At 73.3% G+C, this 12454-nt stretch carries 13 protein-coding genes; 3 read left to right on the plus strand and 10 right to left on the minus strand.

Annotation, left to right across the window (positions count from 1 at the left end; translation table 11 throughout):
• The first annotated feature begins 80 nt into the window (after window positions 1-80).
• From ABEA81_RS42485 to fmdA, 3 genes are read left to right on the plus strand one after another with little or no spacing between them, the layout of a single operon-like run.
• Complete coding sequence (locus tag ABEA81_RS42485; RefSeq protein WP_425570402.1) at window positions 81-359, plus strand: zinc ribbon domain-containing protein; 279 nt, start codon at window positions 81-83, stop codon at window positions 357-359.
• Between the two features lie 35 nt (window positions 360-394).
• Window positions 395-1036, plus strand: coding sequence for an AmiS/UreI family transporter (locus ABEA81_RS00100; RefSeq protein WP_345602334.1), 642 nt, complete (start codon window positions 395-397; stop codon window positions 1034-1036).
• 28 nt (window positions 1037-1064) lie between these two features.
• Window positions 1065-2318: a formamidase gene (gene fmdA, locus ABEA81_RS00105; protein WP_345602335.1), complete on the plus strand. Its 1254-nt coding sequence runs from the start codon at window positions 1065-1067 to the stop codon at window positions 2316-2318.
• A 27-nt stretch (window positions 2319-2345) separates the two neighbouring features.
• Here fmdA and ABEA81_RS00110 read toward each other — a convergent pair whose 3' ends face one another.
• The 10 genes from ABEA81_RS00110 to ABEA81_RS00155 form a co-directional block, all read right to left on the minus strand.
• Window positions 2346-2507 carry a hypothetical protein gene (locus ABEA81_RS00110; protein WP_345602338.1) on the minus strand — a complete coding sequence of 54 codons (162 nt, stop codon included), beginning with the start codon at window positions 2505-2507 and terminating at the stop codon, window positions 2346-2348.
• Window positions 2508-2698: 191 nt separating this feature from the next.
• Complete coding sequence (locus tag ABEA81_RS00115) at window positions 2699-4387, minus strand: zinc finger domain-containing protein (protein WP_425570403.1); 1689 nt, start codon at window positions 4385-4387, stop codon at window positions 2699-2701.
• 72 nt (window positions 4388-4459) lie between these two features.
• Window positions 4460-5887, minus strand: coding sequence for an NADH-quinone oxidoreductase subunit N (locus ABEA81_RS00120; RefSeq protein WP_345602340.1), 1428 nt, complete (start codon window positions 5885-5887; stop codon window positions 4460-4462).
• 5 nt (window positions 5888-5892) lie between these two features.
• Window positions 5893-7395 (minus strand): complex I subunit 4 family protein, encoded by a 1503-nt coding sequence (locus ABEA81_RS00125; protein ID WP_345602341.1) that lies wholly within the window; start codon window positions 7393-7395, stop codon window positions 5893-5895.
• 3 nt (window positions 7396-7398) lie between these two features.
• Entirely contained in the window at window positions 7399-9219 is a 1821-nt protein-coding gene (locus tag ABEA81_RS00130; RefSeq protein ID WP_345602344.1) for an NADH-quinone oxidoreductase subunit 5 family protein, read from the minus strand.
• A 4-nt stretch (window positions 9220-9223) separates the two neighbouring features.
• Window positions 9224-9529: an NADH-quinone oxidoreductase subunit NuoK gene (nuoK, locus tag ABEA81_RS00135; RefSeq protein WP_345602345.1), complete on the minus strand. Its 306-nt coding sequence runs from the start codon at window positions 9527-9529 to the stop codon at window positions 9224-9226.
• The gene (locus ABEA81_RS00140) at window positions 9526-10035 is read right to left on the minus strand and encodes an NADH-quinone oxidoreductase subunit J (protein ID WP_345602346.1); all 510 of its coding nucleotides are present in this window, start codon (window positions 10033-10035) and stop codon (window positions 9526-9528) included. Before ABEA81_RS00140 ends, nuoK begins: the two co-directional genes overlap by 4 nt.
• On the minus strand, window positions 10035-10970 hold the full coding sequence (locus ABEA81_RS00145) for an NADH-quinone oxidoreductase subunit H (RefSeq protein WP_345602348.1): 936 nt from the start codon (window positions 10968-10970) through the stop codon (window positions 10035-10037). The genes ABEA81_RS00140 and ABEA81_RS00145 overlap by 1 nt, the downstream gene beginning before the upstream one ends.
• The gene (locus ABEA81_RS00150; RefSeq protein ID WP_345602349.1) at window positions 10963-12051 is read right to left on the minus strand and encodes a hypothetical protein; all 1089 of its coding nucleotides are present in this window, start codon (window positions 12049-12051) and stop codon (window positions 10963-10965) included. Before ABEA81_RS00150 ends, ABEA81_RS00145 begins: the two co-directional genes overlap by 8 nt.
• Window positions 12021-12443 (minus strand): NADH-quinone oxidoreductase subunit A, encoded by a 423-nt coding sequence (locus tag ABEA81_RS00155; RefSeq protein WP_345602350.1) that lies wholly within the window; start codon window positions 12441-12443, stop codon window positions 12021-12023. The genes ABEA81_RS00150 and ABEA81_RS00155 overlap by 31 nt, the downstream gene beginning before the upstream one ends.
• Between the last annotated feature and the right edge of the window lie 11 nt (window positions 12444-12454).

Here is a 12454-nt window from a genome sequence, read left to right on the forward strand (position 1 = left end):
CCTCGGGCTCCGTTAGGCCCTGTCCCGGCCCGGTGCGCAGGTCTAGGTTCGGCCCCCTCGATCGGGGGCGGTGGAGCGCCATGGTGCGTTATGAGTACCGGTGCCCGGCCTGCGGGCCGTGGACCGTGGCGCTGCCGATGGGGGCAGCCGACGCGCACCGGACGTGCCCCACCTGCGGAGATCCAGCCCCGCGGCGCTGGTCGGCGCCCCTGCTGAACCGCATGGACCCGACCGTCGCAGGGGAACGGTCTCGCGAGGAGGCGAGCCGGGACGTCCCGGGGGTCGTCACGTCGGTGCCGCCGGCCGCGCGCCGACGTACCCCGTCCGATCCCCGCCAGGCGCGCCTGCCGCGCCCCTGACCCACACCGCCGGTGCCAGCGAGGAGGGTCGAGTCATGGCTCTGGTCGGTCTCCTGTACGTCGGAGCCGTCCTGTTCATCAACGGTCTGCTGCTGCTCGGGGCCGTCGACGGCAGAGCGGCCGCGCCGATCAACCTGTTCGTCGGGGCGCTCCAGGTCGTCACGCCCACGTACCTGATCTTCACGGCGAACGGTGACCCGCGTGCGATCCTCGCGGCGTCGGGGCTGTACCTGTTCGGGTTCACCTACCTCTACGTGGGCATCAACCTGCTCGCCGCGCTCGACACCAACGGCGTCGGCTGGTTCTCGCTGTTCGTCGCGATCGCTGCGCTCGGCTACTCGTACGCGAACTTCGCGATCCTCGGCGATCGCCCGTTCGGCGTCATCTGGCTCTACTGGGCATTCCTGTGGGCCTTGTTCTTCCTCGTGCTCGGCCTCAAGCACGAGTGGCTCACGAGGTACACGGGATGGGTCACGATCATCCAGGCCTGGGTGACGGCCGCGATCCCGGCGTTCCTGCTGCTCACCAACCTGTGGCGCTACCAGGACGGGATCGCGATCGGCCTCGCCGTCGGCGGGGTCGTCGTGTTCGGAGCCCTCTACGCGTTCATCCACCCGCGCGCGCCGGGCGCACCGGCGGCGACCCCTTCCCCAACCGCCCACCCGGCGGCGGGTTGATCACCAGAATCCACGAAGGAGAGCTGCGATGCCGGATGTGGTATTCAGCGTTGACCAGGCGAAGTCGATGCGTGATCAGGCGGTGCCCGGTCACAACCGGTGGCACCCGGACGTGCCCACCGCGGTGATGGTCCGGCCCGGGCAGCAGATCCGGGTCGAGTGCCGCGAGTGGACCGACGGCCAGCTCGGCAACAACGACTCGGCCGACGACGTGCGCGACGTGGATCTGACCCGCGCGCACATGTTGAGCGGCCCGATCGGGGTGGAGGGCGCCGAGCCCGGTGACCTGCTCGTCGTCGACCTCCTCGACCTGGGCCCGGTGCAGCCCCCGCAGGAGTACGGCGACGCGCCGGGCCAAGGCTGGGGCTACACCGGCGTCTTCGCCAAGAACAACGGCGGCGGCTTCCTCACCGACTACTTCCCCGACTCCGTGAAGGCGATCTGGGACTTCGCCGGCCAACAGGCCACATCGCGGCACCTTCCGGGGATCCGCTACACCGGGATCACCCACCCCGGGCTGCTCGGCACGGCGCCGTCGGCCGAGCTGCTGGACCGCTGGAACCGCCGGGAGCGGGCACTGATCGACACGGACCCGAACCGGGTTCCGCCGCTCGGGCTGCCGCCGCTCGAGCAGAACGCGCTCGCCGGAACGGCGACGGGAACGGAGGCTCAGGCGATCGCCCGCGACGGCGCCCGCACCGTGCCGGCCCGGGAGAACGGCGGGAACCAGGACATCAAGAACTTCACCCGGGGATCGCGCGTCTTCTTCCCGGTGTTCGTCGACGACGCGAAGCTCTCCGGCGGCGACCTGCACTTCAGCCAGGGCGACGGGGAGATCACGTTCTGCGGCGCCATCGAGATGGGTGGCTTCATGGACTTCCACATCGACCTGATCAAGGGAGGCATGGAGACCTACGGCATCACGACGAACCCGGTGCTCATGCCGGGCAACGTGGAGCCGCGGTACTCGGAGTTCCTGACCTTCGTCGGGGTGTCGGTGGACCGGGAGTCCGACGAGAACTTCTACATGGACGCCACCGTCGCCTATCGGCGCGCGTGTCTGAACGCGGTGGAGTACCTGAAGAAGTTCGGCTACTCCGGCGAGCAGGCATACCTGCTGATCGGTTCCGCGCCGATCGAGGGCCGGATCAGTGGGATCGTCGACATCCCGAACGCGTGCTGCTCGCTCTACCTGCCGACGGCGATCTTCGACTTCGACGTGAAGCCGTCGGCGGCCGGGCCGGCTCGCCAGGATCGGGGTCAGTGCGCGATGACGTCCTGATCTGCTTCGCGGCCTCGGGTCCGCGGCTCAGGCGGCGCCGTCGGTCGGCCGCAGATCCGCGGGCACCGCGGGCCGGGCGGTGACGGTGACGGCGCCGCCGCAGTTCCAGCACGTGGGCTCGGCCGCGACGTCCCGCCCTTCCACGTCGCAGTCACCGCAGGACCAGTGGGCCATGATCTGGACGTTCACGGGTGCCTCCCATCACGCTCCGGGCGGCACCACGCACTCGTGTCGCTCGCCGTTCGCCTCTACCAGGTCAAATGCGAACACGCGGGAAAGGTTACGGTCGGTTCACCGATCGCACATTTCGGGAAGAACCGCGGGTCAACGGACGCCGCGGAGGGCTTCACTCAGCGCTGGGACGACGACCCGTCCCCTCGTCAAGCCCCGGTGACCCAGGTCTCCCACGCCCCCGAGCTGCGCAGCGCGCCGTCCGGGATCCCCGCATCGGCGAGCGCGCCGGGGTGGAGCAGCTCGTAACGCTGGTTGTAGGCCGTGGCGCGGTCGGCGGGCAGCAGCATCCACGGCGCGAGCGCGTACTCGATCCGGAGCTCGACCACCCAGTCCGAGTAGCGCGGGATCAGCTCACCGCGGACGAGGCCGCGCTCGAGCAGCCCCCGCCACAGCAGGGCCGTCTCCCGGCACGCCTCGGGGCCCCGCTCGGGCGGGGTGACGGCGGTGGTCTCGATCCGCCGGGGCAGCGACATCATCGTGGTGACCGCGAACATCCACGGCAGCCCGAGGACGCGGCACAGGTGGGCCCGGCGCGACCCCGCGCTCACCGCGTACAGCGGGCCGGCCGGGCCGGGGATCCGCAGCAGCTGCACGGCCCCGGACTCGCTGTGCGCGCCGAAATGCCGGGTGAGGTACGCCGGCACGTCCGCGTACCCGACGGCGAGCAGCTCGGCCGTGCGCTCGGGGAGCCAGCGGTCGGGCTCGTCACCGTCGCGGTCGAACCGGCCCCACACCACGTCGGGGGTGCGCACCACGGCCTGCGTCCGCACCCACTCGACCGCCTTCGTGCAGGCCCAGGAGTCGCCGGGCGCGAACAGGTCGGGGAGCTGCGGTTCCTCGTCCTGCAGCCGCGCCGCACGCGCCGCGACCTCGTCCTGGACCCCGTCGCGCGGGACGCTGCGGCGCAGGCTGTCGATCTCGGCCACGATCTCGACGATGAGCTCCGGGCGCGCCATGAACGCGGCGGCGGCCTGCTCCTCGGTGACGTGGGGCGTCGCGGCGGGCGTGAACGCGCACAGCCGGGGCAGCCGGGACGGCGGGGGCGCACCCCGCCACGTCACCTCGGCGAGTCCCGGCCGCGTGCTCCACCTCCCGAGCTCGTCGGCCACGACGGCGGGGTGGGCGGCCCATCCGCGCACGGCGGGCGCGTCCGGCTCGTCGCCGGAGCCCGGGCGGGCGATCGGTTCGGCGTCGAACCGGCCGGACAGCTCCCACCGCACGTTCCAGCGGGCGGCGTCGGTGCCGTTCTCCTCCGCCACTGCGGCGGCGCGGCGGGTCATGTCGGCGCCCATGACGTGCACCTGGCCGCGGTCGCGAGCGGCCCGCAGCTCGGAGAGGGTGCGACGAGCCGGCCCCTCGCCGTCGGGCAGCACCATCGTGTCGATCTCGGCCCGCCGGGGATCGTCCTGCAGGTGCTGCTGGCGCAGCAGGTTCCCGGCCTCCTTCATCGCCGCCGCCAGCTGCAGGCCGGGGCGGCGCAGCTCCGAGACGTCCACGAAGGCGTCCGAGTCGTCGACGACGCGCCGGACGAGGGCCTTCTGCAGCTGGTCGGCCTGCCACAGCAGCGCGGTGACGTCGTTCCACGCGGCCGGGGCGGACCCACCCGTGCTCCCGACGGCGCGGGTGGCGAGCGTCAGCCGTTCCCAGACCGGCAACCGGGTCAGCCACCTCGTGGCGAGCGTGAACACCGCCGCGGTGGACCACCGGGACAGGTGCGCCACCCTCCGCGGCTTCCCGGAGCGCAGCGCGCGGCACGGTCGGCGCGCGTCGGCGTCGCAACGGTCGCACGGCCAGTCGTGGACAACGATCCCGCTGAGTGGATGGGGAATGTGCAAGGTGCTCGTCCATCCTCCGATCGAGGTGGATCAGATCCTCGCGCAAGCGTGCACAACCGCGTATTGGACCCCCTACTCCCCGTGAGGCGGGGCCGGGACCGCCGCGAGCGACGGGAGGATCGCCCCGCCGAGCACCCCGAGGACGACGGTGAGGCAGGCGCAGAAGACGGCGGCGACGGCGCCCCACGTGCCGGCGCGCGTCATGGCGGCCGGGTCGGGTTCCGTGCCGCGGAACACAGGGGCGAGCCAGCGCAGGTAGTAGAAGACGCTGGCGACCGTGTTGACGATCGCGAGAACCGCGAGCCACAGGTACCCGCCGTCGACCGCCGCGGTGAACACCGCGAGCTTCCCCACGAACACCGCGGTGGGCGGCGTGCCGATCAACCCGAGCAGGCAGACCGCGAGCGCGACGGCGAGCGCCGGATGCCGTCGGGCCATCCCACGATGGTCGTTGAGGGTGCGTGCGCGGGGGAGCTCGGCGAGCACGGCGAACGCCCCGAGGTTCGTGACGGCGTACGCGGCGAGGTAGAACAGCAGGGCCTGCTGGGCGAGCTCGGCACGGCCGGCCACCGCGACCGCCATCATCGCGTAGCCGGCCTGGCTGATCGTCGAATAAGCGAGCAGGCGCTGCACCGTGTTCTGGAAGAACGCCGCGAGGTTGCCCAGCGTCATCGAGACCGCGGCGAGAATCGCGAACAGCAACGGCCGGTCGAGCACGTCGGGCGGAACGGCCACCACGAACAGCCGGTACACCGCCACCAGACCACCGATCTTCGGGATGGTCGTGACGATCGCGGCGACGGCGGGCGGTGTGCCGGCGGTGGCGTCGGGCACCCAGAAATGCCCGGGAACGGCGCCTGCCTTGAACAGCAGCCCGGCGACGACGGCGACGAGCCCCACCCCGGCCGCGGTGAGCGGCGCGCCGGCGAGGCCGTCGCGCAACGCGCCGTAGCCGACGCCACGGCCCACCCCGTAGAGAATCGTGACGCCGCCGAGCATCACGACGCCGAGGAACGCCCCGGAGAGGTAGTACTTCATGGCGGCCTCGGTGCCGAGAGCGCTCTTGTCCCAGCCCGCGAGGGCGTAGAACGGCACGCTCGCCAGCAGGAACGCGGCGAACAGCAGGAGCAGGTCGTTCGCGCCGCCGAGCAGGATGGTGCCCAGCCCGCCGAGCAGCAGCAGCACGACGAACTCGGTCTCCCGGCGGTGCCCGGCGGTCGCGTCGACGGACAGGGCCAGCGCCACCAGCACCGCGCCGAGCACGATCGCGCGCGTGGCGTGGGTGGGGGTGTCGACGGCGTAGCTGGTGCCGAACACCACTTCGTCGGGGCGGACGGCCGCGAGGGCGGTGGCGACGAGCCCCGCGCCGGCCGCGGCCGCGGCGAGCAGGCGCACGAGCCACTGCCGGTGCCGGGGCAGCCACGCCCCCATCAGCAACCCGACCACGGCGGCGCCGAGCAGCAGGAGCTCCGGCAGCAGCGCCGCGGGGTTCTCGTTCATGCCGCTCACCGGGCGACGAGCTCCACGAGCGCACGAGAGGCGGGCTCGATGGCGTCGAGCAGGAACCGCGGGAGGATCCCGATCACGGTGGCCAGCGCCAGCAGCGGGACGATCGCGGCGGCCTCGCTGGCACGCAGGTCGGCGAACGGCCGTGGCGTGCCGGGCGCGTCGGGCAGCCGTTCCGGCCCGAGGAACACCCGCTGCAGCGCGCGGAGGAACAGCGCCGCGGTGACCAGGATGCCGGCCACGGCGAGCGCGGTGGCGACGGGTGCGGACGCCAGCGCGCCCGTGAAGATCTGGAACTCCGCGATGAACCCGGCGAACCCGGGCAGGCCCAGCGAGGCGAACGCGGCCACCGCGAACACACCGGCGAAGACCGGCGCCCGCGCCGCGAGGCCGGAGTAGGCGGCCATGTCGTAGGTGCGGCCGCGGTCGTACAGCACGCCGGTGAGCAGGAACAGGGCGCCGGTGATCAGGCCGTGCGCGACCATCTGCGTCACGGCGCCCGTCGTGGCCAGCTGCCGGGCCTGGTCGTCGGTGCCTGCTATGATCCCGGCCGCGCCGACGCCCAGGACCACGTAGCCCATGTGGTTCACCGAGGTGTAGGCGACCATCCGCTTGACGTCGGTCTGGGCCAGCGCCACCAGCGCGCCGTAGAGCACCGACACCACGCCGACCACGACCGCGACCACCGCGTACTGGCGCCAGGTGCCGGGAAGGATCGGCATCGCGATCCGCACGAAGCCGTACGTGCCCATCTTCAGCAGGATCCCGGCGAGGATCGCCGAGCCCGTCGCGGGCGCCTCCGTGTGGGCGGGTGGGAGCCAGGTGTGGAACGGCACGGTCGGCGTCTTCACGGCCAGCCCGACGCCGATCGCGAGCAGCGCGAGCCCGGCGTACGCCCCGCCGCCGGCCAGCGGGTCGGCGGCGGCGAGCTCGACGATGTCGAACGTGTGCGGCTCGGCCGCGAGGTACAGCAGGATGAAGCCGAGCAGCAGGGCCAGCGAGCCGAGGAACGTGTAGAGGAAGAACTTCAGCGCCGCCGCGCGCGCCCGCTCGCCGTGCCCCCAGCCGGCGATCAGGAAGTACATGAAGACGATCGACAGGTCGAAGAACAGGAAGAACAGGATCAGGTCCAGGGCGACGAAGAGCCCGAGCGACACGGCCTGCAGGGCCAGGAACAGCGCGACGTAGCCCTTGACCCGGCGCGTCTCGCGCAGCGAGAACACCGCGCACGCACCGAACAGCACCGCCGTCAGCGCCACGAGCGGCAGCGAGATCCCGTCGACGCCGACGTGGTAGGAGATGCCGACGGTCGGCATCCAGGCCACCCGCTCCACGAACCGGAACCCGCTGCCCGGCGTGAGCCACACCACCACCACGAGCGCGAGGTCCACGGCGCTGACGGCCAGCCACGCGCCGGTGAACACCCGCCGCGGCGCGGTGGCCGGCACGAGCAGCAGCACCGCGGCCACCAGGGCGGGCAGGAACACGATCAGCGAGAGCACGGGTCACCTCACGACGATCACGACGAGGGCCAGCACGGCGAGCGCCGCGGCCGCCTGGGCGTAGTACTGGTGGACCTGCCCGGTCTGGGGGCGGCGGGCGAGGCGGCCGAGCGCCCGGGCGCCGTCGGCGATCCCGCGCACGGACCCGTCGACGGCTCCTTCGCCCCGGCGGTCCAGCACCCGCGCCACCCCGACGGTCGCCCGGGCGGCCGCGGTCACGCCGCGGTCCAGGACCCGGTCGTCGAAGCGGGCGAGCGCCTCCGCCATGGCCAGGACCGGCCGCACGACCACGGCGTGCGCAGCCCGCTCCACCCCGAGCCACGACGCGAGCACCCGAGGCTCGCCCATCCGAGCCGCGACGCGCCAGGTGAGCGCCACCGCGGCCACCGCGAGCAGCCCGGACAGGACGAGCTCCCACCACGCGGACGGTCGTGCGCCCGCCGTGACGAACGGAAGCCCTCCCAGCAGGGCGGCGAGCACGGCGAGCCCGACCAGTGCCGCGTCCCCGAGACGGCCGGCGGGACGCCCGCGCCCCGCAGGAGCGCGAGTGCCGTTCGGTCCACCGGCGATGACCTCGGGCTGCGCGGGCCGCCAGACCCACCACACCGCCTTCGTGCTGTAGACGGCCGAGAGCAGCGCCGCCGCCAGACCGACCGCGTACAGCACGGTGCTCCGGTCCAGGGCCGCGGCCAGGACGAGGTCCTTCGTCACCCACAGCGAGAGCGGCGGGAGGCCGGCGAGGGCGGCCGCGCCCACCGTGAACGTCACCCCGACCAGTCGGTGGCGCCGGGCGGCGCCGCGCAGCTCGCCGAGCTGCTTGGTGCCGAGCAGGACGAGCCAGGTGCCTGCCGCGAGGAAGAGCAGGCTCTTCGTGGCGGCGTGGGCCACCAGCTGCGCTGCGCCGCCCCGGACGCCGCCGACGCCCGCGGCGAGCACCATGAACCCGATCTGGGAGCAGGTCGATGCCGCGAGCAGCTGCTTGAGGTCCGTCTGGGCCACCGCGACCAGGCCCATCAGCAGGGCGGTCGCGGCGCCGACCCACGCCACGGCCGGCGCCGCCCAGCCGGTGGCCGCGAGCAGCGGGGCCAGCCGGAGCAGCAGGTACGCCCCGGCCGCGACCATCGTGGCCGAGTGCAGGAGCGCCGACACCGGGCTCGGGCCGCGCATCGCCTGCGACAGCCAGAAGGACAGCGGCAGTTGCGCCGACTTCCCCAGCGCCGCGACGACGAGCCCGGCGGTGACGACGTGCAGCCACGGCCCGTTCGCCCCGGGCAGCTCGGCCAGCGCGAGCGACCCGGCCCCGCCGGCGAGCGCCGCCCCGGCGGCGACGTAGAGGCCGACGTCGGCGAGCCGCGTCGTGAGGAAGGCCGTGTGCCCGGCCGTCACCGACTCCGGCTCCCACCAGCGGTAGGCGATGAGCGCCCAGCTCATCGCCCCCATGACCTCCCACGCCATGAGCAGGACGGCGAGCGTGGTCGCGGTGACGGTCACCAGCATCGCCCCGGCGAAGAGCAGCATGAACCCGGCGAACCGCGCGGTCCGCAGCTCCGGATCGCCCACGGCGTGGGCGAGCACGGCGAGCGTCGCCCCGGCGACCGTGACGACCATCAGCGCGGACAGCCCGTCGACGGCCAGCCCGGCGCGAATGCCGGCCACCAGCGGCGCGTCGACGGCGGGGCGGGTGACGGCCGCGGCGATCGCGATGGCCAGCGCGCCCGTCGCGACCAGCACTCCCGCGGCCGGCGCGACCCGGTCGGCGCGGCGCCCGGCCACCGCCAGGAGCGCGCCCGCGAGCAGGGGCACCGCGACCAGCCACCACAGCATCGGGTCAGCCCTTCAGGTCGGCGGCGTCGTCGGTCATGTCGACCTGCCGGGCCCGGTAGATGGCGGTGACGACGGCGAACCCGACGGCCATCTCGACCGCCATCGCGGTGATGACCACGACGATCAGCACCTGGCCGTCGACGCCGCCGGGCGAGACGAAGTACCAGAAGGCTGCCGCGGCGACGATGACGCCGTTCAGCATCAGCTCCAGGCCCATCATCAGCATCACGATCGACTGCTGGGACAGCGCCCCGTAGAGCCCGATCGCGAACAACCCGGCGGCGAGCAGCAGGAACAACTGCAGGGTCATCGGTCGTCCCCGTAGCGGCCGCGGTCGGTGGCCAGCACCACGGTGGCGACGATCGTGGCGAACAGGCCCACGCCGAGCGTCATCATGGTGAGCATCTGGCCACCCATGAGCGCCTCGCCCAGCGCGTACGTCGGGTCCGGAGGGGGTGCACCCTCCCGGGCGGGCCAGTCGACCAGCAGGATCCCCGCAGCCAGCACGACGAACGTGCCGATCGCGATCGCCGCCGACCCGACCTCGTTGTGCACCATCGTCATCGGCATCAACCCGGCGGGGTTCATCATGTACATGATCATGAAGACGGCCATGATCACCATCTCGATGACCATCATCAGCGCGATCACCGCGCCGAGGTAGCCCAGGCCGAGCAGCAGCACCAGGCAGGCCACGGCGAGGAACGACGCGAGCAGCGCGAACGTCACCCGCGCCATCGAGTCCAGCCGGAACACCAGGTACCCGAACACCAGCGCGGCGGCGGCCAGCACCCAGAACAGGACGATCCCGAGCATCAGGCTCCTCCGAGCACGACCAGCGCCACGGCCAGCGCCTGCGCGATCGTCAGCGGGACCAGCACGACCCAGGCGAACTCGACGTAGCGGTCCATCCGGACGGTCGGGAACCGGTGGCGCAGCCACAGCAGCAGCGCCAGCACCGCGGCGGTCTTGACCGCCACCCACGCCCACGCAGGCAGCAGCGGCCCCGCTCCCCCGCCGAGGAAGAGCGGCACGGCCATCGCCGCGGCGACGACGAGCAGGAGCCAGCGACCACCGGCGAGGATCAGCCGGTCGACGCCCGAGAGCTCCGCGGCCGCGCCGCCCGCGAGGTCGCGGCCCACCGGAGCGTCGAACGGCCCCCAGAACGCCATCGCGGCCGCCGACATCAGGTACACCACGAACGCCACCGGCATGATCGCGACGAACCAGAGGTCGCGCTGGGCGTCGACGATCGTGGTGATGCGCAGGCTCTCCGCGCCCAGTGCGGCGGTGATGATCGCGAACATGTGCGGCAGCTCGTAGGCCAGACCCTGCGCGACGAACCGGTAGCCGCCGGCCAGCCCCAGTGCACTGTTGGAGCCCCAGCCGACCATCCACACCGCGGCCCACGCCAGCACTTCCATGGCGTTGAACCAGACGACGCCGATCGACAGGTCGGCCACCGGGCGCTCCCCCAACGGCAGCACGGCGGCCGCCAGCAGCGCGGCCACGGGCAGGACACCGCCGCCGACACGCCCCAGCACCGAGTCGGCGGCCACCGTGCGACGGGGTTGCCCGACGAGCAGCCGTGCAGCCTCCCGCCCCGGCACGGCGAGGGCGGCGCGCTCACCCGAGAACAGCGCGTCGCCGACGAGGGCCGACCACGTGACGAACCCGAGTAGCACGGGCAACAGCAGCGCAGACCACCACGGGAGCGCTGCGGGCTCCGGCACGATCGGCATCTCACCCATGCCCGGCCCCCATCCGGTCGGTCTCCCGGTCGAGGGCGGCGACGATCAGCCGAGCGGCCGCGAGCTCGGCTCCGACCAGCAGCTCCGCCATCCCGGCGCCAGCATGGTGGCCATACTGCCGTGCTACGCCTGCATGGCCACCACGCTGGCGTTCGGGGAGGGCGTCCTCGACCGCGGCCAGCCGCTCCGCCAGCAACGCTGCCAGGTCCGTCGAGCCCACGGAGATGTCCCGCACGAGCCAGCGCAGCGTGCGGGATCGGCGGATGCGGCGGACCAGTGCGGTCACCTCCGCCCCGACCTCGCCGCCGGCGAGCAACGCATCGCGCAGCGTCCGCGCCCGGCCTGCCGCTCTCGGCCAGCCGGCGACGCCCAGGAACCGGGCCAGCCCGTCCAGCTCGCGCGCCGCGACGCTCGGCCATTCGAACGGCTCCGCCGGCCCGGCGTCCAGGACCTCGGCGGACGCCTCCTGGATCACGTCACCCTGCAACGTCACCCGCACCACCAGGCCTGCGGGCCAGTCCGGCAGCACCGGGCCGAGCGGGACGTGCAAGCGGTCCAACGTCAACCCATCCCGGTCGGGTCCCACCTCGGCCATCGGCAACCCGGCGACCGTCCCGCCGTGACCGTGGTGGTGGCCGTCGTGCCCGCCGCCCCCGTGCTCCGCGTGGTCGTGGTGCCCGTCGTGGTCGTGGTGCTCCTCGTGGTCGCCATGGCCCTCGTTCCCGTCCACGACCTCGGTGCGCTGGTGCTCGGCGTCGGCCAGGAGCGCGGCCGCCGCGTCCAGGCGTTCGCCGACGTCCGCGGGTGCCGGCACGTCGATCCGCACGCACGGCGCGGGGACCTGCCCCCACACCGCGTCGACCACCGCGGCCAGATCCGGCCCCGGCGCGCCCGCGACGGCGAGGACGTCGGCGTCGGCCGGTCCGGTGGCCACCGGCCACCCGCGGTGGGCGAGCGCGGCCTCGAGCGCGAGCCGCGCGCCCGCGGCGCCGGGCACGGCGACCACGAGCACGTGCGGGCGCCGGGCGGCGACGCGGAGCAGGAGCGCGGTCAGGTCCACCGCAGCGCCCCCTCGCGCCACGCGTAGAGCACCCCGGCGAGCAGGATCGCGAGGAACAGGAACATCTCGATCACCGCAGCCGCCCCCACCCGGGACACGACGAGCGTCCACGGGTACATGAAGAGCATCTCCATGTCGAAGGCCAGGAAGACCATGGTCACGGGGTACCAGCGGACGTGGTACCGGGAGACGGCGTGCTCCCGGGCCGGCAGGCCCCCGGCGAATGCCGCGACCCCGTCCAGCGGGGGTCGCACCGCCAGGAGCGCGGAGAGCGCGTAACAGGCCAGCACAGCGCCGACGCCCACGGCGAGCACCACGAGAACCGGGCCGAACTCCGCCACGACCATCCCTCCTCGGTACCCGTACGGGGTGTCGGATACTCGTCGGTCCAGGGCCCGGATGTCCAGCGGCACGCGGTCCTCGT

The sequence above is a fragment of the Pseudonocardia adelaidensis genome (genome assembly GCF_039543345.1).
GTDB classification, from domain to species: domain Bacteria; phylum Actinomycetota; class Actinomycetes; order Mycobacteriales; family Pseudonocardiaceae; genus Pseudonocardia; species Pseudonocardia adelaidensis.

What these genes read in the sequence shown, in the direction of transcription:
- ABEA81_RS42485 (WP_425570402.1), top strand. Translation starts at nt 81, where the DNA reads ATGGTGCGTTATGAGTACCGGTGCCCGGCCTGCGGGCCGTGGACCGTG.
- ABEA81_RS00100 (WP_345602334.1), top strand. Translation starts at nt 395, where the DNA reads ATGGCTCTGGTCGGTCTCCTGTACGTCGGAGCCGTCCTGTTCATCAAC.
- fmdA (WP_345602335.1), top strand. Translation starts at nt 1,065, where the DNA reads ATGCCGGATGTGGTATTCAGCGTTGACCAGGCGAAGTCGATGCGTGAT.
- ABEA81_RS00120 (WP_345602340.1), bottom strand. Translation starts at nt 5,887, where the DNA reads ATGAACGAGAACCCCGCGGCGCTGCTGCCGGAGCTCCTGCTGCTCGGC.
- ABEA81_RS00130 (WP_345602344.1), bottom strand. Translation starts at nt 9,219, where the DNA reads ATGCTGTGGTGGCTGGTCGCGGTGCCCCTGCTCGCGGGCGCGCTCCTG.
- nuoK (WP_345602345.1), bottom strand. Translation starts at nt 9,529, where the DNA reads ATGACCCTGCAGTTGTTCCTGCTGCTCGCCGCCGGGTTGTTCGCGATC.
- ABEA81_RS00140 (WP_345602346.1), bottom strand. Translation starts at nt 10,035, where the DNA reads ATGCTCGGGATCGTCCTGTTCTGGGTGCTGGCCGCCGCCGCGCTGGTG.
- ABEA81_RS00145 (WP_345602348.1), bottom strand. Translation starts at nt 10,970, where the DNA reads ATGGGTGAGATGCCGATCGTGCCGGAGCCCGCAGCGCTCCCGTGGTGG.